Below are 26913 nucleotides of genomic sequence, written 5' to 3'. Positions count from 1 at the left end.
GTTTCTTAAATCCTTAATGTTCAAACTGGTTGCGTTTTTCGCCAGACATCATAATAGCTAACCCGCAGGCAGATATCACTACTAACAATAATCCAGGAATAGCGGCGCGACCAAAATAGCCCGCTTCGTATACACGCCATAAATAGGTAGAGAGGGTTTCAAACCCTGTTGGGCCAAGTAGTAGCGTGGCTTCGAGTTCACGCATTGACTCTAAAAACACCAGTGCTGCACCGGCAATAATACCGCGCATAGTTAAAGGCAGTGTTATGCGAGTAAATACTTCACGTGGGCTTGCCCCTAATACGCGCGCAGACTTCACTAAGCTTGGATCTAAGTGTTCGGTGCTTGTTCTAACAGAGCCTACAGCAAGTGGTAAAAATCGCAGCATATAAGCAATAATAAGCAATCCCAGTGTTTGATATAAAAACGGCAACTGCAAACCACCGTAAACAAGCGCTGTGCCCATTACTATACCCGGAATACCAAAACCAAAGTAAGTAACACGCTCCATTATACGACCCGCTTTTCCACTCAGTGCAGCATGTGCAACAGGGATCGCAACGATAACGGCTACAATTGCCGCAATACCCGATGCATACGTAGAGTTCCATGCAATATTAAAATCAAATGAGCTAAAACCATCGCGAGCTAACCAAAGCGAAAATATAGCCAAAGGCAAGCCAATAGCAAGCAGTAAAACAGGTGCAAACGTAACAAACATGGCACTTAATTGTACTTTACTTGGAAATAAAATTAGCGGGCGACCATGGCGCTCAGGCGCTGTTTTTATTTGTGATTCAACTAAAAGTAAAAAACCGACAATAACCATCAGTTGAAGTGAAAGCATGGCAGCTCGCCCTAACGCAAAGGCATTGTATTCAACGTAAATTACGCGGGTAAAGGTATCTAAGCGCATCATTGCCGGCGTGCCAAAGTCTGATAACGTATAAAGCGCGACTAACAATGAGCCTGCTGCAATACCGTTAACTACGCGCGGTAATATAACTTTAAATATACTTTGCGTCATCGACATGCCCAGCGTTCGTGCGGCATTAACCATGCTTGCGTCAAGGCTCAGTAGGGATGAGCGAGTTGTCATCATTACAAACGGGAAGGTATAAAGCGTCATTACAATGGCGGCACCTGTTAGGCCATACATTGATGGTGTTTCTATTCCTGTTAAGGTGTTTATTTCGCCACCGGGGCCAAAAGCAGCATAAAGTGTAAATGCGCCAATATAACTGGGAATTGCCAGTGGGGCTGCAAATACAACCAGCCAGAGCTTTTTAAATGGTAAATGCACATACGCGCTAATAAACGCCAGTGGCACACCAATTAAAATAGACCCAAGTACCGTTAAACCCATTAACGATAAGGTGTTACCTAAAATTTGCAGGTTGTGGGTGTCAAACACTGAGCTCGCATCGCTTGCAAGCACAATTAATACATAAACAGGGGTAAGAGCAACAAGCGCTGCAAGCAGCGCCATTGGATAAGAGGCAGGTATTTTCATTACAATACGCCGCTGCTTCGCATCAAATCTATAGTAGGGCGTAAATCAGCTAGCTGTGTTAAATCTACTTTAGGTGGAGAAATATTAGCAAGTGACGGTAAACCCTCAGGTTGGGTAATACCATTTACTAACGGAATTTCGTACGCTTCACTGGCTAAGTAACCTTGTACTTCTTTACTTAGTAAGTAACGCATAAAGTTAGTTGCAAGCGGATCGTCGTTAAGCGCTAATACACCCGATGCATTAACTAAACAGCCCGCATCATTTTGTGTAAATGCTAAATCTAGCTTGGCATCAGGTTTACCTGATTTTAAACGCAAAGTGTAATAGTGATTAGCAAAACCAATATCAACTTCACCGCGTTCAACGCCCATAACAACACCTAGCTCGCCGGCGTATGTTTTAGCACGTTTTTGAATCTTTTTAAGCCACTTAGCGGTTTTGTCATCGCCTTCTAAGATTCGCATTGCGGTTACAAACGATTGAAAAGAAGCGTAGGCGGGCGCCCAGCCAATACTTAAATCGCTGTCGGCAATTTCCATAATACTTGTTGGAATTTGATCTTTAGTCAAACGCGACGTGTTATATGGCAATGTACGAATGCGGCCAGTTACTGGTGCCCACTCTTTATATCTAAATTGTGGTTGTAACTGAGCAGATAAATCACCTGGGATGGATTGTGCAAGGCCAGCATCGGTTACTAAACCAATTGCGCCTGAATCAACTGCCCAAAATAAATCAGCGCGGCGAACGCCAGCTTTAGCTTCTGCAACAATGGTATTTGCTAAAGCAGCAGTAGGACCTCGGCGTATACCGAGTTTAAAGTCTGGATTTTTTTTCTGGATTGCTTGTAATACGTTTTCATACAAACCACCTTCGCCTCGGCCTAAATAAAGGGTTAACTCGCCTTTAAGCTTTGGTAAATCGTCAACAGAAACAGGGTTTGCTATATCAGCGGCTAGCGCACGAGAAAGAGGCAGTGGCAATGAGCCAACCACCCCTAACGCAGCTAGGCCTTGAATAAAGGTCCTACGCTTCACTTAAAATACATCCTTACGTGCTTTTTCGGCTTTTTCTATTAAAACCTTAGCGCGGTCTAATTTTGTTTGCATATCACTGATCACATCGCGTACTTCGTCTACGCTTTTGCTGTTTTTAATGGCTTGTGGCAGTGTTACGTTAAAGTCTTTTTCCAGCACTTCAACTAGTTTTGCATCTTGTTCAATAAGTGTACCTTCAACGCCTTCAAACAGGTGCAGATAAGTATCGTGAACAATTTCAGTTGCTTCGTCTCGTAAACGCTCAGCAAATTTTGCTACTACACGGTCTAATTTGTGCTTAATTTCATCAATTGTGGCACTTTGTGTCATTTGAGTTGTAGCGGTTGCTTTTACAGTGTCTAACAAGCCTTTTTGCTGGAATTTTGCAGCAAGCTTAACAGCCCCAAGGCCTTGCCACAAGGCTATGTTCATCGCTTTTTGCTGTTTACGAACTTCCTCAGCAGGCTCTTTATTATCAATGGCCATTTTTACGCCATAAAGACCCTGCCAAATAGAAGCGTATACTGGTACAAAGTTAGTTTCTATTGCGCTGTGAAACTTAACTGATTCCCAATATTCAATTAAATCATCAGTTTTTACAGATTTTGCGCCTTTAGTATCGTAGTCGCTTACCATGGTATCAACTTTGCCTACCATCCATTCTACTTCTTCTGCGTAACTTTTAAGGTTAGCTTGAAGATGATTAACATGCTCGCCAATAGGGCCGTTAGCTAATACTGGTTGAGCCATAAACGCCGAGGCTAGTAAAAGGCTTGCACCTAAAGTTTTGGCTGGTTTAAATAGTAATTTCATAGCAAAGAAGTCCAAAAAGGTAATTGTAAATGATAGACATTATCATATAGCTAATGGTTAACGAGATCAATAACTACAAACTCGCTTAATAGATAAAAACACTAAATGTAGCGGTAGGTTACAGCAAATAGCGCTATAACCTGTATTAGGATTAGTTATTGAGACCGACTATTAAGCGTAATGCTTGCCTTTAATGGCATTATAAATGGCATCACACAGTGTTTTTATACTTGTGTCGTCACTTATATACGGTGGCATAAGGTAAATTAGTTTACCGAATGGGCGTATCCATACACCTTGCTCTACAAAATAGGCCTGAATTTTAGCAACATCAACATTGCCAGCAGCCTCGTTTAGTTCAACAACACCTATTGCACCTAAGGTACGCACATTGGCAACTGCATTAAGTTCACTGCATTTATGAAGTTGTTGTAGTTGGGTGTTAATTTGCTTTATTCGTTGTTGCCAGTTTTGCTTAAGTAATAAATCAATACTTGCGCAGGCCGCTGCACAGGCAAGTGGGTTACCCATAAACGTAGGGCCGTGCATTAAAACACCTGCTTCACCTTCGCTTATGCCAATCGCTATTTTATCGCTAGTTATAGTGGCCGATAACGTCATTGAGCCGCCAGTTAATGCTTTACCAATACACATTATATCGGGCTCTATATTGGCGTGCTCTACAGCAAATAATTTACCTGTACGGCCAAAGCCTGTGGCAATTTCGTCGCAAATTAGTAGTACGTTATAGTGGGTGCATAATTTACGGACGCAGGCTAAATAATCAGGATGATAAAAGTTCATGCCACCTGCGTTTTGTACAATAGGCTCAATGATAAAGGCTGCTACTTGGCTGTGGTTTGCTTTAAAATATTCTTCAAGCTCTAGGGCTTCTGCCTGATTAAACTCGCTACCAAAATTACTCACCGGTGCAGGTACAAAAATGTGCTCAGGTAAAAAGCCGCTATATAAACTATGCATTGAGTTAACGGGGTCGCATACGCTCATGGCTGCAAACGTGTCGCCATGGTAGCCCTTGTAAGGCGTCATTAATTTTTGTTTTGTAGTAATACCTTGGCTTAACCAATATTGCAGCGCCATTTTTATTGCCACTTCAACACTTACCGAGCCGCTGTCGGCTAAAAACACTTTAGTTAAACTAGGCGGCGTTATATTTACTATTTTTTTGCACAGCTCTACCGCGCTGTTATGTGTAATACCGCCAAACATAATGTGGCTCATATTATTAATTTGCTCAATCATGGCGTTATTTATAACAGGGTGGTTATAGCCATGTATTGCGCTCCACCACGAGGCCATGCCATCGATTAATTGCTCGCCAGTTTCGAGGTTAATAATATTGTGATTTGCATGTGTAACGGGGTATACCGGAATTGGCTTTGTCATAGATGTGTATGGGTGCCAAATGTGCTCACGATCAAAATCAAGGTCAATCGTATTCTTTTTAATCATATGTAAACTTTAACTTGGTGGGCTTCGTTGACAATGGTACTTCAACTCGTAGACTAAGCCAATATCACCGCTGAGAAAAAAATAAGAGAGTATTATGGAACTTGCACCTGTTCGTCACGATTGGACCCACGCTGAAGTTAAAGCATTATTTGAAATGCCATTTAACGATTTACTTTTTAAAGCCGCATCGGTTCACCGTGCTAACTTCAACCCAAATGAAGTGCAAATTTCTACGTTGTTATCAATTAAAACAGGCGCTTGCCCAGAAGATTGTAAGTATTGCCCGCAGTCGGGGCATTACCGAACCGATTTAGAACGCGAACGCTTAATAGAAGTAGAAAAAGTAGTAGAGCAAGCACGCCTTGCAAAACAAAAAGGCGCTACCCGTTTTTGTATGGGGGCTGCATGGTCAGATCCAAAAGACAGAGATATGCCATACATTTCGCAAATGGTTAAAGAAGTAAAAGAGCTAGGGTTAGAAACCTGTATGACGCTAGGCAAACTCACAAACGAAAAAGCCCATGAGCTTAGAGACGCAGGGCTTGATTACTACAATCACAACCTTGATACCTCACCTGAGTATTACGAGCAAATTATATCAACCCGTACTTTTCAAGATAGGTTAAATACCATTGACCACGTACGCGATGCCGGTATGAAAGTATGCTCAGGCGGAATAGTCGGTATGGGCGAGCAAGCAAGCGACCGCTTTGGACTACTTATGCAACTAGCTAATTTGCCACAACAGCCAGAAAGCGTGCCTATTAATATGCTGGTTAAAGTTAAAGGCACACCGCTTGAAAACGTAGACGATTTAGATCACTTTGAATTTATACGTACCATAGCAACAGCGCGTATTATGATGCCACACAGTTATGTACGTTTATCGGCAGGGCGTAATGCCATGAACGAGCAAATGCAATCAATGTGCTTTTTTGCAGGCGCTAACTCAATATTTTATGGTGATAAACTACTTACCACCGAAAACCCAGACGCTGATGCTGATATGAACCTAATTAAAAAATTAGGCATGAACCCAGAAAAACGTCACGACTATTCAGACGAAGCAGTAGAAGCCTCGCTTTCATCGCAAGTAGCCGACAAAGCAACGTCTGAATTGTTTTACGAAGCGTAGGCTTTTATATCTATGCCTTTTGATTTTATAAATACGCATCTTGAGGCTCGCCAGCAAGATGCGCTGCTTCGTAAACGCCACGTAGTACAACATGCAACAGCGCGCACCATAACGGTTAATAATAAAACCTACCTTAACTTTGCCAGTAATGACTACTTAGGCTTTGGGGATGAGGCTGTAAACCTTAATGACTCCTACGCATTAGGCAGCCACAGCTCAGCATTGGTTACAGGTTATCAGGCGCAGCAAAAAACGCTTGAGCAATACTTATGTGAGCAATTTGGTTATGGCGCAGGAATGTTATTTAATTCAGGGTTTAGCGCTAATAGCAGCGTAATTAAAGCGTTGTTTCAAGATAAAGCCGCTGCACAAAACAGTGCTATTTTTCAAGATAAGTTAAATCATGCAAGCTTGATTGACGGGGCTATGCACTCAAACGCGGCTTTAGTGCGTTTTAATCACAACGACATGAATCATTTACGTTCACGGCTCGAAAAATCAAAAGCGAAAAACAAGCTTATTATAAGCGAAGGCGTGTTTTCGATGGATGGCGATACCGCGCCTCTTAAAGAATTACTCGTCTTAGCAAAACAGCACAACGCATGGCTAATGATTGACGACGCACACGGCTTTGGTGCATTAGGTAAAACCGGGTTAGGCAGTTGCGAAGCATTGCTAGATGAGGGGATAGTACTACCCGAGGTACTGGTTATTACCTTTGGCAAAGCCGTTGCGAGTAGTGGCGCGTGTGTATTAGGCAACCAGCAGTTTATTGATTACATGCTGCAATTTAATCGCGATTACACGTACTCAACCGCTATGTCGCCACTTATGGCAAGCCACACACTTGCGCGTATTAAAAGCATAAAAACAGCTGATGATAAACGCGATAAGCTAAATGCCAATATTGCGTTATTTAAGCAACTCGCTAAAACCCATAATATTGCTGTAATGGAATCAAACACAGCCATACAGCCCATTGTATTAGGCTGCGCTGAGCAAACGCTACAAGCGGCAGATAAACTAAAACAACAGGGTATTTGGCTCACTGCAATTAGACCGCCGACGGTTGCACATAACACCTCACGTTTACGCATTACTTTAACCGCCGCACATACCGAGCAAGACATAACGCATTTAGTTAAACATTTAGTAGGTGCAATAGCATGACTGCTCAGCCAGTATTAAAAACAAACCTAGTGCAAACTCGCTTAGTAAAACAGTGCCTAGTAAGTAGCGATTTAAATAAGGAGCCAAATCGAGAGCTAAACAAGGAGCTTAAAAAGTCCACCCAAAGTAAGTTTTCAAAGGCGGCAGCGCGTTATAACACCCATGCAAATGTACAAAAACACGCAGCGAGCGATCTATTTGCGCTCATAAAACCAGGTATTAATAAAAATAAGCTTTGTGTTGATTTAGGCGCAGGCCCACTTGTTAATACACATACCTTACAAAGCGTATTTGCAAGCGTTGTGGCAATGGATTTAAGCTTAAACATGTTGCAAAGTAGTGATTTAACCGCACCTAAAATATGTGCAGATATGGATAATTTACCGCTGCAAGCAAATAGTGTTGATGTTATTTACAGTAATTTTGCAGTGCAGTGGTCTGCAAATTTTTCGGCTTTAATGCAATCACTTTACAGCATATTAAAACCAGGCGGGCAGGCGTACATAAGCACTGTGGTAGAGGGCTCACTAAACGAAATAAAAACAGCTTTTGCAGCGCTTGATTCTAACAGCCACATAAATACCTTTAATAGTGAGTTGCATATAAACCAATCAGTCCAAAATGCAGGATTTACTATTAACAGCACTAAAAAACGTATTTACACCGATGAATACACAACACCTTTAAAAGCTATTGCCTCAATTAAGGCTATTGGTGCAACAACGCAAAATCATACCAATACGCGCCAAGGGTTACTTACCAAATCGGCGCTACAAGAAGTATGCAGTGCGTATCCGCTTATAAATAATAAAGCATGTGTGTCTTATCATGTGGTGCTGTTATCATTAAAAAAAAGCCATTAGAAAAAAGCGATTAATTGCTTAAGTTAAAACTTAAACCAAAGTTAGATTCAGATCATAAGGCAACGCATGAAAGAATTTTTTATAACAGGCACCGACACCGATGCCGGAAAAACCCACGTTACCAGTTTGCTATTAAAGTTACTTGCCCAACACAAAAAACAAGCCATTGGTTTTAAGCCTCTTGCCGCTGGCTGCGAAATGGCGTTTGATCAGCTAGTAAATGCTGATGCCCTCATACTGATGGAAAGCGCAACAGTAAGCGCTAAATACGACGTAGTAAATCCGTTTGCGTTTGCACCCCCTATTGCACCGCACATAGCTGCTGAGCAAGTTGGAGTTAGTATTACTGTAGATAAACTAAGTGATGCTTATAAAAACGTAAAACAACAGGGCGCTGATATTATACTTACCGAAGGTGCTGGTGGTTGGGCATTACCTATTAATAAAAACGATTATTTATACGACTGGGTTAAAGCAGAGCAACTGCCGGTAATACTTGTTGTTGGCATGAAGCTAGGTTGCTTAAATCATGCGTTACTAACCGCTGCGCATATGCAAAGTATGGGTATAAACTGCGTTGGCTGGATTGCAAACCAAGTCGATAAAAGCATGGACGAATACCAAGCAAACCTTGATTCACTTAAAGCACGTTTGCCGTTTCCAATACTTGCTATAAGCCCCTACAGCGAGCAAACTCCTAAGTTACAAATATACAAAAGCTTGCTTAGTGCGTTATCTATAAACACTTAAGTGGTTTTTAAAAAAAAGTTACTTTTTTAGGTAAATCTTGAAATAGTCAGCCTTAGTACACATATAAACGTTTATAAATACATAGCTTGCTCAAAACAATGTTACTAAGGATATAACGACTATATGACGCACCCATTTATTGAAAGCTACGCCCCAAATTCGCACGTAAGTGCAGAGCCAAAAGCACTAAACAATGGTTTACCTAAAAAACGCGTAGGCATAATAGGTGGGGGCACAGCGGGTGCCACTATAGCCATCAGGCTTGCTGCGTTAGGGTTAGAAACTTACGTATTTGAAAAGAAAAAGTCGTTAATTGATGGTCCGCCAATGTGCCATTTGCATTCAGGTGGTAACTTATATCGCGAAATACCCGACGACGACTGCATAGATTTACTCAAGCAATGTATAGATATAGCGCGCCTTTATCCTCATACCATCGATGTTCGCCCTACAGTATTTGCCGTGCCCAAGCGCGACGACGACTCACCGGAGGATTTATTTCCGCGTTTAGATAAATTACTAAAAGCCTATAGCGAGCTTGTTGAGCAAGACAGCGCCAACAAAGTGTTAGGTGAGCCAGAGCATTATTATCAGTTATATAGCCGCGAGCAAATGCTAAAGCTTGCTCAGCAAAAACAAGTAGCTAAGCCCACGTCGTTAAATGAGTGGATGATACCCGTGGCTAAGCATTTAGATTTAGATAAGCTAAAGTTTCCGCTAATTGTTGCACAAGAATATGGTTGGAATATATTTCGTTTATCGGCCAGTGCTCAACTCGCGCTTGCACAGTACAAACACGCTCACGTTTTAACAAGCACCAGTGTTAAAAATGTATCGCCAGTTATAAATACCAATAATGATAAGCAAACACTTAAGTGGCGCATTGAATATCAATCAGAGCCAAGCCTTGATGAACAACCTGATACTTCAACCAATACACAAGCCGATACACAAACCATTGAGGTAGATTACCTTATTAATGCGTGTGGTTTTCAAACCGGTATTATTGACGACCTCGTTGGGGTAGATGTAAAACGCATGGTTGAATTTAAAGCCTCTTACATTACTCATTGGCAAGGTGCTGGTGGGCAAATACCCGAAATAATTATTTATGGTAACCGTGGCACGCCAGAAGGTATGGCGCAGCTAACGCCTTACCCTAACGGGTATTTTCAAATACATGGCATGACTAACAACATTACATTGTTTAATGATGGGTTAGCTGATGCAACGCCAATGAGCGCACAACCTAAACTTCCCAATAAATACCTGCATTATATTAAAGATGGCTGGGATGAAGCAGCCTTGCAAACACGCACCCAAACAGCAATTGATTATGTAGCCGAGTTTGTACCTGCATTTAAAACAGCTAGCACACAAAATAATGCCTTGTATGGCGGGCAACAAATCCCAGGGGATGACGACACTTTGCGCGTAGCCGATGTAAGTTTATATTCGCATATTAGTTACGCACGGGCCGAAAATGTTAAAGCATCGTCAACGTTAATAGCGGCAGATCAAATAGTGGGTGAGTTTATAAAATTAGGAATAATAAGTAGCGATCCTGCTGTAAACCATCACCGCAGTAGCCATCAATGGTCGTATCTTAAACACAATAGCGGCGAAAAAATTGACGAAGTTGCACGCATATTGGCACACGAGCGTGGTTTTCCAATTGATATGGCAGAGCTTAATAACAGCTTGTAATAAGCTGTTATTAAGAAACTTTAGTCTTAAATTTGCTGTAAAACCCTTCTCAAAAAAATTATCAATAAACACATAAATAACACTTGTGTTATGACATAGTTTGTCACAGAATAGCGCTAACGTTATGACATAGTGTGTCATAGCGCAGTGATTGCTTTAACCTAATTTAATTTTATGTTCGGTGATCAAACCTATTTTTGTGAGGACAATATGAAACGTATATTTTTGTTTTTATTAACTAACCTAGCGGTTATGTTGGTATTAGGTGTAGTGCTTTCAATAATAATGAGTGCGCTGGGCTTAAGCCATCGTAGCCTTGGCGGAATTTTACTTATAGCCACAGTATTTGGTTTTGGTGGATCGTTTATTTCGTTATTTATGTCGAAATGGATCGCTAAAAAATCAACAGGCGCGCACGTAATTACGCAGCCTCGAAACGAAACCGAACATTGGCTTGTACAAACGGTATCCGCGCAAGCACAAAAAGCAGGTATCAAAATGCCAGAAGTGGCTATTTACGACAGCCCAGAAATGAACGCGTTTGCAACGGGCCCAAGTAAAAACAACTCGTTAGTGGCAGTAAGCACAGGCTTAATGCACAACATGACCAAAGATCAGGCCGAAGCCGTACTTGCCCACGAAGTATCGCACGTGGCTAACGGCGACATGGTAACGCTTACGCTAATACAAGGCGTGGTAAACACCTTTGTAATATTTGCCGCAAAAGTACTGGCAGGCATTGTAGATAATTTTATTAATAGCGATGAAGAAGAGGGCGGTAGTAGCTGGACATACTTCTTATTCGATATGTTATTCCAAGTATTATTTGGCGTGCTAGCAAGCATAGTGGTTGCAAGTTACAGCCGTAAACGTGAGTTTGCAGCCGACAGCGGCGCAGCAAAACTAGTTGGTGCTGATAAAATGCGTTCCGCACTTGAGCGATTAAAGCAAAACCATCCGTCGCAATTACAAGGCTCAATGATGGCCTTTGGTATAGCAAGTGGTAAAGGGATGGCTGAACTGTTTTCATCTCACCCACCGCTCGATGCGCGAATAGACGCTCTGCGTAAATAAGCTAACCCTTATTTAAAAACACAAAAGCCAGCTAATTAGCTGGCTTTTTAGTATGTGGTAACCGGTTTATTAAGGATTAAAGTTATTTACCAAAAATAATATCGGTAATGCCCTCAGGTGAAAGTATTTCTATCCAGTAGCCGTCAGGGTCTTTTATAAATGCTAAGCCCTTCATTGAGCCATCATCTGGCTTTTTAACAAATTCTACATCGTATTTTGCAAAGCGCTCACTCGCGGCGTATACATCGGGTACGCTAATACCAATATGGCCAAAGCCTTTAGGCTCTTGGTTACCGCTGTGGTAGCCCTCAAAGCTATCGTCGTCTTCTGTGCCCCAGTTATGGGTTAGCTCAATTAGCGCAGGGCGACGAAACACCCATTCTGCTTTAGTTCTATCATCACCTTGCGGTAATTCTTGTTCGTAGCCTAAAAAGTACAATGTAAACTTCATTTCAGGAAAGTCATACTTACCTAACAGCTTCATACCTAATACATTTTGGTAAAATTCAAGCGACGGCTTTGGATCTTTAATACGTAACATAGTTTGCTGCATCACATAGCCTTTAGTGGCTTGTTCAATTTGCTCTGGAGATTCGTTATAGCTAGACATGGTGATCCTTACTGAAAATAATAAAGCGGAATAATATTTATCGACCCATCATAATAAACCGTAAGGTAAATTTAAACAGCTTTAAGTTATTCAAGAGTAATTCTACGTGTAAGAAGTAAATTTAATATAGTAAAGTGAAACTCTTCGATTTAACTTTTAAAGTAGTAACTTTTAGTTACTTATATTCAAAGGAGAAGGTATGAAAACACTAAATATTATTTTTGGACTCGCATTACTCTTTGCTATTACAAATGTTAACGCAGTAGAGGGACTAATTTCAGTAAAAAGCCCATTAAGCGCTAAAGCCACTATGGATAAATTTGAGAATTCGGCAAAACAAAAAGGGCTAAATGTATTTGCACGAATAGATCACACCGCTGGAGCTAAAGAAGTAGAACAACAACTACGCCCAACAGAGGTTCTTATATTTGGTAACCCCAAAGGCGGAACACCGTTAATGCAGTGCGCTCAAACAATAGGTATCGATTTACCGCTAAAAGCACTGGTATGTGAAGACGCACAATCGCAGGTGTGGTTAAGTTACTACGATCCTGCTTATATAGCTGAGCGCCATAATGCAGTAAATTGCCCAGCATCTAAAAAAATAAGCAAAGTATTACACACTCTCGCAACAACTACGGTTAAGCAATAAATTAAAAAAATGTAAGCAAGTAACGGGCACTTACATTAAGCGTTAAAATAGAAAAGGAGCCATTATGTTTTTTGATGATACGCAGGGTTTAATACGCGTACTTATTATTGGTGTACTGGGTTATGTAGTGCTGGTGTTTTGGCTGCGTATATCGGGCAAGCGTACGCTATCTAAATGGAACGTGTTCGACTTTGTAGTCACTATTGCGCTGGGCTCTATTCTTGCCTCGGTAATTATTTCAAAAAGTGTCGCGCTGCTTGAAGGCATATTAGCCTTTGTTGTTTTAATAGGGCTGCAATATTTAATTACCTGGCTCAGTGTTCGCTCATCTAAATTTGCAGCTTTAGTAAAAGCTGAGCCCTCGCTATTGCTGAGTAATGGAGAATATTGCACGGCGGCACTTAAATCGCAGCGGGTAACTAAATCAGAAATTCGTGCTGCCATTCGTGGTGCGGGTATATTAGCCATAGAAGATGTAGCCGCTGTAGTGCTAGAAACCGACGGCAGTTTTAGCGTACTTAAACAAAATAACAGTGGGTTAAAAACCGCGTTAAGTGATGTAAGCGAGCAATAAAGTAAGGCGCTATTACTTATACTTATACTTATATTAATTAAGGCAGGTTTAATACCTGCCTTATCTTTTATTAAAGCCTAATTTATTTAGCGTGCTGCTCTAACAAACTAAAGGTAGGTAAACGCCACTTAAAGCGAATTGACGCCATACGTATTAAGTAGCCTGCAACAAGGCTTACAATAATGCTGATGTTGTCATCAATATTGTAATGGTGCAGTGCTAGGAATAAGCAGGCAACCAGTAACGATACACTCGCGTATAGCTCGTTATGTAGTACTAAAGGTGCTTGGCGACATATTAAATCGCGCAGTAACCCACCAAATACACCGGTTACAACTGCAGCCACAACACAAATACCATAGTGCAGGCCCATATTTAGCCCCACTTGGCAGCCAATAATGCTAAATGCTGCAAGCCCCAGTGCATCTAAGCGCATAAATATGCCTTTAAATTTAACCACCCACTTAGCAAGCCAAGTAGTAACAATGCCCGCTATACAAGTAATTAATAAATACTCTGGGTGCTGAACCCAGGTAAGCGGGTAATTGCCAAGTAAAATATCTCGCACACTGCCACCACCAATTGCTGTTGCACTTGCAACCAGTACAACGCCAAACCAATCCATTTTCATTCTCCCAGCGCTAAGTGCGCCGGTCATGGCTTCTGCGGTAATACCAATAATATAAACAACGGTTAGTAGCATGCGATAATCACTTGAAATCTGTGTGTAAAAATAAGGTGTGGATTGTATAGATAAATTAAGTAAATAACGAATGAAAAATCACACTAAAAACGCTTAATTCAGATAGAAATAACTAATAACAAAGTCTAGTGTAAACAATCTGTTAAGCTAATCGCTTCGCAAAAGTTAGCAGTAGTAGAATAAAGGACAAATGGCCGTAATTTATAAAATAAAACAGGCTATTTTATTGCTGCATTTTAAACCTCAAAGCTCGGTATTTTCCCTATACGGTTAAGTGTTTTGGCAAGTAATAAGTGTGTTTAAATTAACCTAATATGAATATTTGGTTGCGTGGTAGCAATTTAGGAACGTATACTAACAAGTGTTAACTTAAATGGAATTTGCGTAATCGCAGCTTAATCAGCACAGGTAAATACATGAACAAAGGATTGTTAAAAGCGTGGAATGACGAAAAGGGCTTTGGTTTTATTAAATCAGACACCCTAGCGCACGACACCTTTATACACATTTCAGCGCTCAAACATATGAGTCGCAAGCCCAAAGTGGGCGACACCATTTACTTTGAAGTAGCAACGCAGCCCGATGGTAAATCAAAAGCCGTTAACTGCCGAATTGAAGGCGTAGCTGTGCTTAAAGTCACGCCTAAAAAATCAAACCATCATCGTGTTGCTAAATCTAATTTTACCGACAGCTTTTTAGGCAAAGTAGCCTCAATTAGCATTATCGCCGTACTTGGTTTTGTTGCCGTAAATAAATACAACCATTATCAAAGTAGTGAGCAATTTAATAACCACACTCCCGTTATTACCAACGCCGATTTAGCTACCTTTGATGAGCAATACCCAAAAATTTTAATTCCTAAAAACACACAAAACTTTACCTGTGACGGCAGGCAGCACTGTAGCCAAATGACTTCCCGTGCAGAGGCGGTATTTTTTATAAATAACTGCCCGAATACAAAAATGGATGGCGATAGAGATGGTGACCCTTGTGAGAGGGATTCACGTTTCCAAGATGAGTGGTAATTTTAGAAACCGATTAGTTAAAAGTTAAATTTAAGATGGGTTTTACCGTACGCTGTATAAAAATACAGTGGTGCGCAATTTGTCCCATAACATTATTAAAAGGCGTTATGGGGTTAAATAACAAAGGCTACAGAGTAGCAATTGTAATCGTTTGTTTAGAAAAGAGTTGTTTGGTGTGATTTTCGAGCAACCTAAAATACATCGTTTTGGGGTGTTATAATCCCCCCTAGGTGAGGCGCCAATAAGCTGTTATGAATTATAAGGAGTGCGGGGTATATGGCAGGATTGAGAGTATTTGTTTCATCAACATGTTATGACTTATCAGTCATAAGATCACAATTAAGAATATTTATACAAAATTTGGGGCATGAACCCTTAATGAGTGATTATAGCGATCTATTATATGACCCTAGATTACATACACACACAAGTTGTGTTGATGAAGTTGCCAATGCGGATGTAGTTGTACTTATAGTTGGTTCAAGGTTTGGTGGTAAGACCGTGCCTGAAGCACTAGCAAAACTTGATTTTGATGTGTTAAAAAATGAAAGTAAAAGTACTAAAACTCTCGTTAAAAAAGACAATTTGTCTGTTACACAGCTGGAAATATTAAAAGCTGTAGAGTCTGGAATTCCAGTATTTACATTTGTAGATTCAGCAGTTTGGCATGATCACTCTCTCTACGAGAAAAACAAAGATAAATCAATAATTAATGAGATATCATTTCCTTCTATTGAAAAGCCAGAAACAGCCTCGTTTATTTTTGAATTCATAAACTTCCTTAGACATAGAGCGAGAGGAAACAGTGTATTTACGTTTTCTAAGCTTCAAGATATTGAAGATACACTTAGACGACAGTGGTCGTCACTTTTTCAAAAACTAATTCAAGAGCAGAGAACAAAAGCGTTTGAGGCTAAACGCCTAGATAATTTAACTGAACAATTTGAAGATCTAAAAACAGCCATATTGACTTCTATAGGAACGACAAATGAGAGAGATGTTGCTAGAGGCGTTGTACGTTACAGGCGCTTACTCGATTTCGTCAAATCACTGGGGATTAAAGATCATAACTTCTTAATAAAAGGGCAACATCTTTGGGATGGGTTACTTCAATATGCAGAAATAGAAAAAATAATTGATGCTGCAGAATTACCGGATGAATTTCTATACAGACGCCGTAATATGAATTCCCCTCGAGCTAGGATGTACCTGATTAAACGAGATGGCACATTTTTCGAGCTGAGAACATCAACTGACTTTTTTCATAGTTTATCACTAGAGTGGGAAGCATTCATGGAGCTACCGGAAGATACCAGAGAGATTATTGTCGATGCTTTAAGTGAAATGAGACCAACTATGGGACCGCTAAGATATATAAGAGAGCCGTTTGAATTTTATTTACACGAAAGTTTAATGAAAGATATAGAAGACTCTGACATTGACGTAGATAATTCATAACAAGCCATTCAAGCAGGAAAAAAAACAGTTGGTTTTTACTCGTGCCTCGCTATTTTAACCAACTATTTTTTGCCTCTTAATGGGGCGTTATATTTTTTCAAGGCAATTATGAGTAAACAACATAAAATAAAATCAAATGCAAAGCACAGGGCGTTAATTGTAAAGTTAAAAAAGATAAAGAAGAAGCCTAGTATCGTTATTATGAAAGAGTCGATTTTTTCTTCGTTAAAAGCCTCTTTTTCTAATAGCACCGTGATTTTTATAGGAGCGCTAGTTTCGACTCTCATAACTCTATTTTCATATGAAAAGCAAGTATGGACAGGTCTTATCACATATGTAATTGCTTCAGCTCTATTGTTTTTAGCCTTAGGTATAGCTTGGTATAAACCTCTCAGCAAAGTTTTTAATGCCATAAATATATTTATTTCTTCATTGTTAAGTGTTATTGCATCCCTAGACTTAATGAAGATCATCTCTAATTTAATACTATTCAATAAATATGGAGAAACTCCATTAAATAAGGTCCCATCTATATTCATTGATAGTGCGACATTTTCAAATCCATACTCAGCTTTATTTTTTAGTATTTTGACGGTGTTTTATTTTATGTTTTTTTATTCGCTATCAACAACTTATTTTAAAGAAAAGCACTTACACAAGCATGAACTACTTCTGAAAGAAAAGCATGTAGGTCGTAATTAGTATATGAGCTCGACAATCATAACAGTACCTTTAGGCGGAACAAGAGCGGTTGGTTATGTTTCGTACCTCAACAAATTTAACCAACAATTTTTGTCCGCCTAGAAGTTACTAGAAGTTAAGGGGTCACCCATTAGAAAGTTCCGGTCAAGTAGGCAGCTGTGTTTTCTTGATCTTTTTATTCAAAAACCAAGTGTTGTTACTTTTTTAAACTCGATTTAAATATGACTACGCATCCAGAAATAGTTAACAGTGACTCCTAATCTAAATTTTGCTCTTTTTAAAGTGCCAGATTCAATTAAAGTGGCTGTCTAGTTAAGTTTGCTAAATAAAAAATAGGCAAAAGGGTATTACTTTACCTAAAATCGTAAAATGAAGGAATATCCTGTACTTGCATGTCCTCATTTAATTAGTTGCACAATTTTAAAATATTTTTTATTGTTAACTACTTAATAGCTAAGTCATTACGGAGTTAAATCATCAAAGAGTTAACACCCCGAGACGCAATTTTGGTAGAAGGTGAAGATAGTTTGTATGTAGATTCATTTTATGAATGTACATGTGGACAAAAATGGAAAGAAGAATTTGTTGAAGCAATGCAATATAATGGTAATCATGCTTGGCCAATTAGTGATGGTCAGTTCAATTCACGAATATAAGAGCCCAAAGGCTTAGATTTTGTCTTGAGTAGATAAGCACTCCCCAAAAATTATTCTACTTGTATACATAAAAGGCAAGGGGGAAAATATTGACTTCACACACCAAAACTTAAATTAGCAAAACTTTTTGTTTTAAGCTATTTTACCCTCTAAAAGCGAAGCGCCTCATATCCTCTTTGTGAATTAGCCTTTAGATTACGAAGAGGGCATTAACTTGGGAAGCTGAAGTCGAACGCTTTAAGTTGAAAGTGGGCGTCATTTTAAACGTAAAACATCGGCGAATTAGATCTCTAATACACGCCGATGTTTATAACTTATTTAAGTAACTACCTTACTCATAAGGTATTAAGCCTTAGTCTTGTTTACGGTAAAGGCTTATTAAACATATTGCTAAAAGTAACGTTGCGATCATGCCTGACGCGCCAGCAACAGCTGATGGCAAGAATCCATCACGGCCAAAGGTTATTAAAATACCATTGGCAAGCATTGCAACTGCGCCTGCTAAGGCTGTAAGGCCGCCAATGGCTTTGCCACCTTTAGCTAAGTAAGACAGGCCAAAAACAACAGCTGCTAATCCTAATAATAATTTAGCTGCGTAGTAAATCATGAATGACAAAGAAACCACGCCACCAATTAAAGGTTGTGCGCCTTCTACGGCACCCGCTACTTTTCCAAATGTTGAAAACAAAGTAAGGCCAATGCTTACCTGTACTATGTTAAGAATTGCGCTAAATGTTATAGCTGACCATCCTAGCTGAGCGTTTTGTGCTTGCACCATAGCAGAACCCGCAAAGGCAACAAGTAGAGTGAAAACTACGGCTTCTAGTCCCCATGCATACTGCCTTGAAAAACTAATTTCTGCACTGTAAAGGGCAGTAAAAACAGCCTGTGTTAACGCCAATACCAACAATAAAGATGCCGTAATTAGAGTGGTGCGTTTATTCGTAAATTCCATTATTTACCTCTTATAATTTTATATTTAATGCTTTAAAAAGATTCGACAGGTTTGAATACGTCAAACAGGGAGCTTTTTAGCTAATTAGCTTTTACACTTAGCCTATAAGACAGGTAAAGCTATTTAATTATTTCACTTAAACCTATAAAAATAATAATTAATTACAAATAGGCTCAAATTTTGGTTTTATTCAAAACTTAAATTGGGAAATCGTTTAGGTTCAAGCCATTTATGCCCTCTAAAAGCGCAGCGCCTCATACCCTCTTAGTAAATCAATGTTTCACTATCTTAATTATCAAGAGGGCATTAATTTTGAGTATGTGGTTAAACGGCTTAATACTTACGGCGTTAAGATAAAAACGTAAAATGGGACCAGTCACTTAACGCTGTAATAGTTTGCTTTGTAGGCGGGGCTACATAGATTAAACCTGCAATGGCAATTATTGATGCCAACGTAATTAGTTTATTGTCGAAGTCGGCTATTTTTAACGCGGTGCCAAAGGAGCGTTTAATGGTGACATTGCTTAAATCTACACTGTAAATTTCATCTAGTAATAAATGAATTAATCCGCCGAGTAAAATAAACCCACCCGTTAACCAGGCAAAAACGGCTGCTTGTGTGGTTGATTGGTCATTTAGTTTCCATGTTACTTGAGTTGTTAATAGCGCGCATAACAGTATAAATAGTAAAGAGTGGCAACTACCTCTGTGTACTGTGATCCATTCAAAAATGGGTCTAATAATGTATTTCATAAATCCGTAAACCAATAACGGCACTACGATTAACTCGATAAAGCTAATTTCAATAATGAGCTCGGTGGTTATGTAATGCAGTACCAGTAATACAGCGCTGAGTGCGAATAAGTTAAAAATAGTATCGAGTGATGTTGAGTTATCTGAATCTATGTCGGGCAATAAGCCGCCAATTGAGCCTAAAAACCAAAGCCAGAGCGCGCCCTTTAATTCAATATGGCTTGCAGATAGTAAGGTGGCTGAGGCTAAGCCTGTGATGATTACGGCAGTATTAAGATGAGTATTGAAGTTTGCCATTGTATCTCTTTATGGGAAAAAGTAGGGCATTCTATCAATTGAAAAGTTTATTGTTCAATATTCTTTTTAATTAGATTTTTTATTACTTTGATTAATTACTAATAGTACAATTGTTATTCTGTTTTGTGGTTAGTAGAGCAATCAAGTTGTAATTTTTTTATAAAAATCAATAATACGGACAGTTTTTATTGTCTATTGGCCTTTTGTGTTTTAAATAAAAGCCTAGCTATCAACTTATATAAAACGGCTTAACTGGAATCCACATGAACCAAAATAGATATAAAGCATCGTTTCCTGCGCCTGACATTGGTAGTAACTATTTTGTCTCATCAACTTGGAGCAGTTATGGTTTCTGGGCTTTATTAGCACTGACTCCGCTTGCTCATTACATGATGTACTATACCGAAGATGGTTTAGCGCATGGGGAAGATTTAAACACTTTAGTGTATGTAATACTTGGTGCTATTACCTTATTTGTTTTAAATATTGCAGCCCAATCTATATGTTGGTTAGGCAGGCTTTTGGCAGTGGTTTGCTTTAGCATTAGTCTGTTTTTTATATTATTGCTTATTTACCTCAGTGTATATTCACACTTTCCAATTGCTTATTTAGGTGCTATTTCTTATTTTGGTTTAGCGGCTTATTTTTATAATAAAGACTATTTGAAAGCCATAAAAACATTATAGCATTTACTATGTAGTTACTAATTCACGCCATCTAATTTTTTATATCGTCATAAAAGGCAACTTTCCCTCGGCCTGTTTCTTTTACGTGATAAAGAGTTTTATCACCGTTGTGCATTAATTGATGTAGTTCATTACCATCATATGGGGCTATTGCAATTCCTATGCTTGCACCTACTGCGCATGTTTTTGTGTTTGAAATACTAACCTGCTGTTGTAGCTCATTTAGTAAGGCGATTGCTTTTTGTTGTGTTGCCGTTTTATCGTAGGTTTTAAGTTGCCTTGCAACAATAAATTCGTCACCGCCTAGGCGAATACACATATCGTTTTGTTCGTGAAATAGTGTTTTAAATCGGTGCGCTGTCTCTATGAGTACTTTGTCTCCGGCTTCGTGGCCGTAGGTGTCGTTAATGGGTTTAAATTTATCTAAATCGATCATCATAAGCACTAAATGTTCATTATGTTTAATACATTCACGTAGTGCTTTTTTAAGGCGTTTTTCACCGGCGCGGCGGTTTAATAGGCCGGTTAGCGGGTCGTGGTCGGCTTCAAAGCGGGTTTGAAGTTCGCGCTCTGCGCGCTCGGTTACATCGTGTAAAATTACTTCTACTAGTTGCTCTTGTTGTGGGCCTCGGTTGGTATCTCTTTGGTCTGTTAACCTTACAAATAAACAATGAAACCATACCGTTTTATAGCCAACTTTACACTCTACATCTAAGGTGGTTTGTGGTGGGTTTTTAGCAGAGCGAATATCTGCCAGTAGGCTTTGTAATTCGTCTACATTGCTAAGTAACTCAGGAAAATGCAAGGTTGGTAATTCTTCTTCGCCGGGTACGGTAAAGTAATGCTTAAATGCAGGGTTAAAGGTGGTGATAATGTTTTTGTCATCTAGTAAACAAATACCTGCGCTGGCTTGTTCAAAAATAAGTCTAAATTTAGCTTCTAGCTCTTGAGTTTTTTTACGCAGTGTTTGCTCATTACTAATAGTTAAATGTAGCTCGTGCATTAAGGCATTTATACCTTGGGTTAAACGGCTTATTTCGTCCCGCTTGCCTTGCTTGAAGGTTAGCATTTTAAGGGTTTCTGGCTCGCTTGGATTTATTTTAGCAAAGCTGTCGGTTAGGTTTTGAATTGGTTGTGTAAGCCAGCGCTGAACTACCAGCGATACAAAAAATGCGATAACAATGGATTGAATCAGCATTAAGATAAATTCTTTTATAAGCGCTGACTGTGCTTGTTGTTCAATAAAGTTATCGTCAGGGTATATGGCAAGTACACCTATAAAAGTGTCTTCTATAAAAGGGTGAACTAATTTAATTAAAACAGCTTCATTTTTTTTGTTAGTAGAGCCTTTTGCTATAAATAAATCCATCTCTCCTTTAGGGTTTACTTCTCCTTCTAGGCTTGCACCTTGCACTAAGTCGTTACTGAGTAGGCCGTTAATAATTTCTTGGCTTAATTCTTTGTCATTTAAGTAAGCGGCAATAGCGGCTGTTTTTTCCATTGTTTGCGCTAACTGTTGAACAAGTAGGTAATTTGTGTTTTTTTTCTCTTTAAAGCCTGAGTAATAAGAGAGCATAGATGAGACTAAAGACACAACAATAGCAACTAACGCAATTGATATAGCGACGCGTATGTAGAGTTTTTGGCTAATAATTTTAATCAAATGTGTATACCACTTTTACTGCATCTGTAACTTGCGATAGCGGAATGTAGCCAATTGCAAATTGTGATGCTGCTATTTTGTTTATTGCGTCTTCTACCGATGTTGAAGGCGTGGGTGGCTTTGCGCGCCCTGAAAATAAAAGCCTTGCCCAATACGCATTTATTTTTTGCTCATTTTTGTTGACCAGCTGCAGGTAAAAGTCGTTTTTTAATATTGATTGCGCGGGCAAATCAAGCGGTTTTGAGGTCTCACCATCAGGGAAAGTTAAATACCTGCCCATGTAAATATCAATAATTTCTCGTTTTGATAATGCGTTAATCGCATTGCTTTTATTAACCACGACTACAAACTCTGTAGATTTAGCATAAAAGCTCATAAAAAGCAGGCACAAGGGCAGCAATGCAGTTATAAAAAAGTTGCGAGGGCTCATCATTAAAACACCATACTAGCATTTAGACTAAGTATATGTACTTTGTGGCCCTCATCAACATCTGAAGGGTTGCTAAGACTCCATAAGCCAGCGCCTTGAGGCTTTATATCAAAGCGGTCTAACTGGGCTTTTAATGCTATGCGCTCAGACAGTTGCCATTTTACGCCTACGTTAATTGAGTGTTGGTGAACATTGGTAACTTTAACAGCAGACTGACTGGCAACTGCGAGTTGTTGTATAGGCACTGAAAATTGCTCGGGAGTGCTTGGCGCAAAAGCAGGATCGTTTACTTTTATTACGTCATGTCGGTGTTTAGCCGCTGTAAAACCTGTATAAAATATTGCGTTATCTACACGGTAACCTGTACTAATATAGCCACTAAGAACTGACGGAGCAACTATCCAATCGGATTCTGAAATACCCACCTCAGATTGGATTAGCCAATTGTTGTGATCGTAAGTAAGCCCAAACGCGGCGTATTCTATACTGTTACCTTTGGTGTTAAATTTGTTTGATATTTTTTGCGCTTGCGGCCATATACTTTGTGGTATTGAGTTGAGTGCGGCTAAATACTCATCTAAAGAGGTTAACTTATAATCCCCAAAGTCTGACTTTGATAATGAAAAACGCATAGTCCATGCATCTAAAGAGTAGGTTGCGCTAAAAGTTGTTAAGTTATCAAAATCAATAAAAAAGTCGTCATTATAGGCTTGTAGCTTGGCTGTTGTACTACCATAAGCAAGTTTTAAACGTAAGAAGCCATCGTTAATTGCTTTGCTGTATTCCACATCTACACCATCGAAATTTCCTGCAATGTTTGCAAACGAGTAGTACGAATGAGGCGGGCGCACCCATAAATAGGCATATCCTACGTAAGGGTATTCCGATAGTAAGTAAAGGTCGCTATTTAACCTGCCTGCACGAATAGCCCAATGACGGGTAGGGCGATAGCGCACAAAGGCGAGCTCTAAAAAATTATCAAAGCTTTTAAAGGCATGATCTTGAATAACTACTTGAAACACAGAGTCCCAATTTTTTGAGAGTGATATATTAGCCTGCCCACCTAAAATTGAATCTCGCGTTGCTGAAAAACCAGATTCGTTGACATTTGAATAACTCGATGCAAAGCCAATATCTGAATCGTCCGTGTAGCTGAGTGTTAAGGATGCAAAACCACTAAATTGCACGTCTATGTCGTTTGCATAGGTTTTATTAGCAGCAGAAATTGCCAATATTGCTATGGCAATTGTACCTCGGAACAACATGTTAGCTCGTATTTTTATAATGTAGATAATAAAAAGATAGCACAATTTATTAAATTACCAACTTAAGCATTACAGTGGCTTATCCATCAAATACAAAAAAACATGACATCCCCCTAAATTTTGTACTTTGTTAAGCGAAGTACTGGGACATAAGAAAAGCAAGGCGGAAAATTTGTGTTATTTATTGTTATAAGTGGCGACAATATAGATTATGAATAGGGCGGTTTTTTTAATATTACTAAACTTAAAACGTGTTGGTTACTGGATGAGCTTTATTTTTATAAGGCTGCTTAAATTAGGCAGCCATTTCTATTTAAAACTTTAAAAGCGATTATTTAAAATGGTGCATAACCATCATTTGGTTTGTTTGGGTTAGTCCAGCGCTGTTTAGCATCAACAGGAATGCGTGGAGCACCTTGTGCTGGTAATCGACCGCGCTCCCCATACAACCACAATACAAAGTTAGTTCGCTCGCCACTGGTAATAGGCTTGGCTGCGTGTGCAATATTGCCTCGATGTAACATGGCAGTACCAGGCTTAAAGGTAAGTGATTTAATGTCACCTGTGTACGGGTGATAAAAGTCCACTTGTGACCCTGTAAACTCTTCGCCTGGTAAGTTTAAGTTAATGTTAAGCGTTACAGCTGATGCGTCGGTATGTGGGCGAATTGACGAATCTGTATTTGGCTCATAATAAATTGAAAAGCCAAATGTTTGTGTATCAAACCCCATAACTTCCGGGAACAGCATACGTGAAATAGGGCGCATATAAGTGTTTAGTATTTCGTTATAAAATGCCTGAAAGCTTGGCGCGGCTAAATAACCTTCTGATCGGCTATCAAGCATGGCACCACGGCGATTTAACACTATGCCGTATGGCGGGCGCATAGGGATTTGCGAATTCCATACTTGTTCTAAATATCCGCGTAATACTGCTAGGCGCTCTGGATCAAAAAATTGAAATTGAAACACATCAGGCGCTACTTCGTGTAATAACGCTTTTACGGCCAGCTCTTTTGATGGATCTTCCCATGCTTGCTTTACTGCTTCGCGTAGGTTTTTATCAAGTAGTGTGTCGTCTAGCGTAAACGTTGAGCTATCTATTGATGTTGCTTCCCATTCGCTCCACGCGTTTGTAATTAAGTCAGTGTTGTTTATCCAAAAGTTTTGTACTGCTGGTTCACGGTAAAGCATGGCTTGTCGTGTTGGTAACTCTAGAGCACGCGCTAGTTGTAATTGGTTGGCAAACATTTTGTGTAACTCCAGCTGTTAAATTTTGTTTATATCAATCTAGGAGTGCAATTTATTGTATTTGATTTAGTAGATAAACAGCCTGCTTTAGGAAACAGAATATACTATTTATTGATAATGAATCCTAAAACTAAGTATCTTAAGTCAAGCAGTGCTGTCCACTTAAAAGCGAAGTACCACGTATCCTATTTGCTATTTAAGCACTTAGCTTAATAACAAAGGCTTTATTAAAGAATCTCGCAATAACTAAAATATTAAAAAGCTGATAATTAAATCAGCCTTTTAATATTTTACAGTGGATTACCTGATTAAACGCGATTAATGGGTTGCTCTGTCGCCCCAAATTTCTTCTAGGCGGCTGTCGCGACCACAACGCCAACGATAGGTGTTGTATCGGATTGGATTGTTTTTGTAATAATCTTGATGAAAGCTTTCCCTCCCTTTTATAGGGTAAAAGGTGCTTGCATTTAGTATAGGTGTAACCACAGTTTGATTAGGGAACTCGGCAACTACTGCAGCTTTTGTTTTTTCGGCTAATTTACGTTGTTCGTCGTTTTGTACAAATATAGCGCTTAAGTAACTAGGGCCTTTATCACAAAATTGGCCTTTTGCATCAAAGGGATCGATATTAACCCAGTAATGATCAAGTATGCCCTGATAGCTTACTATGGACGGATCGTATGTGATTTCTACGGCCTCGTAATGGCCTTTATGATTACCATTGTATGTCGGGTTTTTAAGTTTACCGCCAGTAAAGCCCGATATTACATCGGTTACGCCTTCTAGCTTTTCAAAGTCACTTTCCATACACCAAAAACAACCTCCAGCTAGAACGGCTTTTTCGGTTTTAGCTGCATGGGAAAATGTACTAAACAAAATAACGGCAGATGTTAATGCAAGCGTAAGTGATTTTTTCATAAAATTATCCATCTGTACTGTGAGTTTATAAATACTTATAAAATTAGACCCGCTAAGTGCTAATACAATTTCATTGTAGAGGGCTGGCCAACTTATCTATGGTGAAAAATATTGCACTTTGACAAGTTTTATAGGGATAAGGCTAGTAACAAGATCACTATTTAAGTTAGTAGCACGGTTTAATTGGGTTAGCCAAGTATACGTTATTTAATGGGGTGTTGAATTATGCTTACGTGTTCATTAAAGTGACAACATCCGTGATATAAATTAGCAGGTGATAAATGAACCAGTTAACAGAAACATCAATAAGTTGCCCTTATTGTGGAGAAAGTATAGAAGTATTACTTGATGCAGCAGATATTGATGAGCAATACATAGAAGACTGCCAAGTGTGCTGTAAGCCTATTTCGTTTGTGGTATTTGAAAATGATGACGAGCTAAACGTTAATGTTTACAGCGAAGACGATGCATTTTAACTCGTTAATTAGATAGTAGGCTGCAAAATTGCAGCCTTTTTACTGTGTATGTGTTTGGTTAGCTATTTTGCTCACGCGCTAATTGGTTAGGAAGAAGTTCTTCTACTATTTCGCGTGCTGGAAGCTTATAGCGTGTGCCGTCAAACATTACTGAGGTAAACTCGTTAATATTAGTAATGCCTGTTAAGGTCCAGCCTTCGCCGCGCTTTGGGCAATATACTGTGGTAGTGGGTTGTATTACTTTAAAATCGTCACTCATTACGTTCTCTTACTCTTTTTGCTTTAAAGATAATGCTTGTTAA

27 protein-coding genes are annotated in these 26913 nt (G+C 39.3%); 13 read left to right on the top strand and 14 right to left on the bottom strand.

Features of this window, described 5'->3' with window-relative positions; all coding sequences use genetic code 11:
* Positions 1-13 precede the first annotated feature (13 nt).
* The 4 genes from H5088_RS01165 to bioA all read right to left on the bottom strand — a co-directional run bounded on the left by H5088_RS01165 (position 14) and on the right by bioA (position 4839).
* On the bottom strand, positions 14-1513 hold the full coding sequence (locus tag H5088_RS01165) for an iron ABC transporter permease (protein WP_024597048.1): 1500 nt from the start codon (positions 1511-1513) through the stop codon (positions 14-16).
* On the bottom strand, positions 1513-2553 hold the full coding sequence (locus tag H5088_RS01160) for an extracellular solute-binding protein (protein WP_182752020.1): 1041 nt from the start codon (positions 2551-2553) through the stop codon (positions 1513-1515). The genes H5088_RS01165 and H5088_RS01160 overlap by 1 nt, the downstream gene beginning before the upstream one ends.
* Positions 2554-3366 carry a hypothetical protein gene (locus H5088_RS01155; protein WP_002961238.1) on the bottom strand — a complete coding sequence of 271 codons (813 nt, stop codon included), beginning with the start codon at positions 3364-3366 and terminating at the stop codon, positions 2554-2556.
* Positions 3367-3537: 171 nt separating this feature from the next.
* Positions 3538-4839 (bottom strand): adenosylmethionine--8-amino-7-oxononanoate transaminase, encoded by a 1302-nt coding sequence (gene bioA / locus H5088_RS01150; RefSeq protein ID WP_182752019.1) that lies wholly within the window; start codon positions 4837-4839, stop codon positions 3538-3540.
* A 94-nt stretch (positions 4840-4933) separates the two neighbouring features.
* Here bioA and bioB point away from each other — a divergent pair, with 94 nt between their 5' ends.
* From bioB to htpX, 6 genes are all read left to right on the top strand, one after another.
* Positions 4934-5974 carry a biotin synthase BioB gene (gene bioB, locus H5088_RS01145; RefSeq protein ID WP_002961242.1) on the top strand — a complete coding sequence of 347 codons (1041 nt, stop codon included), beginning with the start codon at positions 4934-4936 and terminating at the stop codon, positions 5972-5974.
* A gap of 12 nt (positions 5975-5986) precedes the next feature.
* Entirely contained in the window at positions 5987-7144 is a 1158-nt protein-coding gene (locus H5088_RS01140; protein WP_182752018.1) for an 8-amino-7-oxononanoate synthase, read from the top strand.
* On the top strand, positions 7141-8007 hold the full coding sequence (locus H5088_RS01135) for a methyltransferase domain-containing protein (RefSeq protein WP_182752017.1): 867 nt from the start codon (positions 7141-7143) through the stop codon (positions 8005-8007). Before H5088_RS01140 ends, H5088_RS01135 begins: the two co-directional genes overlap by 4 nt.
* Before the next feature lie 66 nt (positions 8008-8073).
* Positions 8074-8757: a dethiobiotin synthase gene (gene bioD, locus H5088_RS01130; RefSeq protein WP_182752016.1), complete on the top strand. Its 684-nt coding sequence runs from the start codon at positions 8074-8076 to the stop codon at positions 8755-8757.
* A gap of 123 nt (positions 8758-8880) precedes the next feature.
* Positions 8881-10464 (top strand): FAD-dependent oxidoreductase, encoded by a 1584-nt coding sequence (locus H5088_RS01125; RefSeq protein WP_182752015.1) that lies wholly within the window; start codon positions 8881-8883, stop codon positions 10462-10464.
* Positions 10465-10674: 210 nt separating this feature from the next.
* Entirely contained in the window at positions 10675-11538 is an 864-nt protein-coding gene (htpX, locus tag H5088_RS01120) for a protease HtpX (RefSeq protein WP_182752014.1), read from the top strand.
* An 82-nt stretch (positions 11539-11620) separates the two neighbouring features.
* On the opposite strand, the gene gloA is transcribed toward htpX, so the two are convergent.
* On the bottom strand, positions 11621-12148 hold the full coding sequence (gene gloA, locus H5088_RS01115; protein ID WP_182752013.1) for a lactoylglutathione lyase: 528 nt from the start codon (positions 12146-12148) through the stop codon (positions 11621-11623).
* Positions 12149-12347: 199 nt separating this feature from the next.
* On the opposite strand from gloA, the gene H5088_RS01110 reads away from it, so the two are divergent.
* The gene (locus H5088_RS01110) at positions 12348-12800 is read left to right on the top strand and encodes a DUF302 domain-containing protein (RefSeq protein ID WP_182752012.1); all 453 of its coding nucleotides are present in this window, start codon (positions 12348-12350) and stop codon (positions 12798-12800) included.
* 64 nt (positions 12801-12864) lie between these two features.
* Positions 12865-13374 (top strand): DUF421 domain-containing protein, encoded by a 510-nt coding sequence (locus tag H5088_RS01105; protein WP_182752011.1) that lies wholly within the window; start codon positions 12865-12867, stop codon positions 13372-13374.
* A gap of 82 nt (positions 13375-13456) precedes the next feature.
* On the opposite strand, the gene H5088_RS01100 is transcribed toward H5088_RS01105, so the two are convergent.
* Complete coding sequence (locus H5088_RS01100; RefSeq protein ID WP_058550084.1) at positions 13457-14077, bottom strand: trimeric intracellular cation channel family protein; 621 nt, start codon at positions 14075-14077, stop codon at positions 13457-13459.
* Between the two features lie 416 nt (positions 14078-14493).
* On the opposite strand from H5088_RS01100, the gene H5088_RS01095 reads away from it, so the two are divergent.
* The 3 genes from H5088_RS01095 to H5088_RS01085 all read left to right on the top strand — a co-directional run bounded on the left by H5088_RS01095 (position 14494) and on the right by H5088_RS01085 (position 17262).
* On the top strand, positions 14494-15102 hold the full coding sequence (locus tag H5088_RS01095) for a cold shock domain-containing protein (RefSeq protein ID WP_182752010.1): 609 nt from the start codon (positions 14494-14496) through the stop codon (positions 15100-15102).
* Between the two features lie 276 nt (positions 15103-15378).
* A complete protein-coding gene (locus tag H5088_RS01090) occupies positions 15379-16560 on the top strand; it encodes a DUF4062 domain-containing protein (RefSeq protein WP_182752009.1) in 1182 nt (393 codons plus the stop codon).
* Between the two features lie 108 nt (positions 16561-16668).
* Positions 16669-17262 (top strand): hypothetical protein, encoded by a 594-nt coding sequence (locus H5088_RS01085; RefSeq protein WP_182752008.1) that lies wholly within the window; start codon positions 16669-16671, stop codon positions 17260-17262.
* A 1008-nt stretch (positions 17263-18270) separates the two neighbouring features.
* On the opposite strand, the gene H5088_RS01080 is transcribed toward H5088_RS01085, so the two are convergent.
* Complete coding sequence (locus H5088_RS01080; protein ID WP_182752007.1) at positions 18271-18873, bottom strand: thiamine biosynthesis protein ThiC; 603 nt, start codon at positions 18871-18873, stop codon at positions 18271-18273.
* A 348-nt stretch (positions 18874-19221) separates the two neighbouring features.
* A complete protein-coding gene (locus H5088_RS01075) occupies positions 19222-19923 on the bottom strand; it encodes a metal-dependent hydrolase (RefSeq protein WP_182752006.1) in 702 nt (233 codons plus the stop codon).
* 263 nt (positions 19924-20186) lie between these two features.
* Between H5088_RS01075 and H5088_RS01070 the strand changes: the two genes are divergently transcribed.
* Positions 20187-20609: a hypothetical protein gene (locus tag H5088_RS01070; RefSeq protein ID WP_024594971.1), complete on the top strand. Its 423-nt coding sequence runs from the start codon at positions 20187-20189 to the stop codon at positions 20607-20609.
* A 31-nt stretch (positions 20610-20640) separates the two neighbouring features.
* Here the strand turns inward: H5088_RS01070 and H5088_RS01065 are convergent, their stop codons facing one another.
* From H5088_RS01065 to msrA, 5 genes are all read right to left on the bottom strand, one after another.
* Positions 20641-22272 carry a sensor domain-containing diguanylate cyclase gene (locus tag H5088_RS01065; protein ID WP_182752005.1) on the bottom strand — a complete coding sequence of 544 codons (1632 nt, stop codon included), beginning with the start codon at positions 22270-22272 and terminating at the stop codon, positions 20641-20643.
* Complete coding sequence (locus H5088_RS01060) at positions 22265-22705, bottom strand: hypothetical protein (RefSeq protein WP_182752004.1); 441 nt, start codon at positions 22703-22705, stop codon at positions 22265-22267. Before H5088_RS01060 ends, H5088_RS01065 begins: the two co-directional genes overlap by 8 nt.
* Positions 22705-23967, bottom strand: coding sequence for a hypothetical protein (locus tag H5088_RS01055; protein ID WP_182752003.1), 1263 nt, complete (start codon positions 23965-23967; stop codon positions 22705-22707). Before H5088_RS01055 ends, H5088_RS01060 begins: the two co-directional genes overlap by 1 nt.
* Positions 23968-24302: 335 nt before the next feature.
* Positions 24303-25217 carry a 2OG-Fe(II) oxygenase family protein gene (locus H5088_RS01050; RefSeq protein ID WP_165743855.1) on the bottom strand — a complete coding sequence of 305 codons (915 nt, stop codon included), beginning with the start codon at positions 25215-25217 and terminating at the stop codon, positions 24303-24305.
* Between the two features lie 318 nt (positions 25218-25535).
* Complete coding sequence (gene msrA, locus H5088_RS01045) at positions 25536-26135, bottom strand: peptide-methionine (S)-S-oxide reductase MsrA (RefSeq protein ID WP_154903088.1); 600 nt, start codon at positions 26133-26135, stop codon at positions 25536-25538.
* A 281-nt stretch (positions 26136-26416) separates the two neighbouring features.
* Here msrA and H5088_RS01040 point away from each other — a divergent pair, with 281 nt between their 5' ends.
* Positions 26417-26611, top strand: coding sequence for a CPXCG motif-containing cysteine-rich protein (locus H5088_RS01040; protein ID WP_002962627.1), 195 nt, complete (start codon positions 26417-26419; stop codon positions 26609-26611).
* A gap of 58 nt (positions 26612-26669) precedes the next feature.
* On the opposite strand, the gene H5088_RS01035 is transcribed toward H5088_RS01040, so the two are convergent.
* The gene (locus H5088_RS01035) at positions 26670-26870 is read right to left on the bottom strand and encodes a hypothetical protein (RefSeq protein WP_182752002.1); all 201 of its coding nucleotides are present in this window, start codon (positions 26868-26870) and stop codon (positions 26670-26672) included.
* Between the last annotated feature and the right edge of the window lie 43 nt (positions 26871-26913).

Origin of the sequence: Pseudoalteromonas sp. SR43-3 (genome assembly GCF_014163875.1) — a bacterium.
Taxonomy (GTDB): domain Bacteria; phylum Pseudomonadota; class Gammaproteobacteria; order Enterobacterales; family Alteromonadaceae; genus Pseudoalteromonas; species Pseudoalteromonas distincta.
This window is presented reverse-complemented; position numbering and strand designations above follow the sequence as displayed.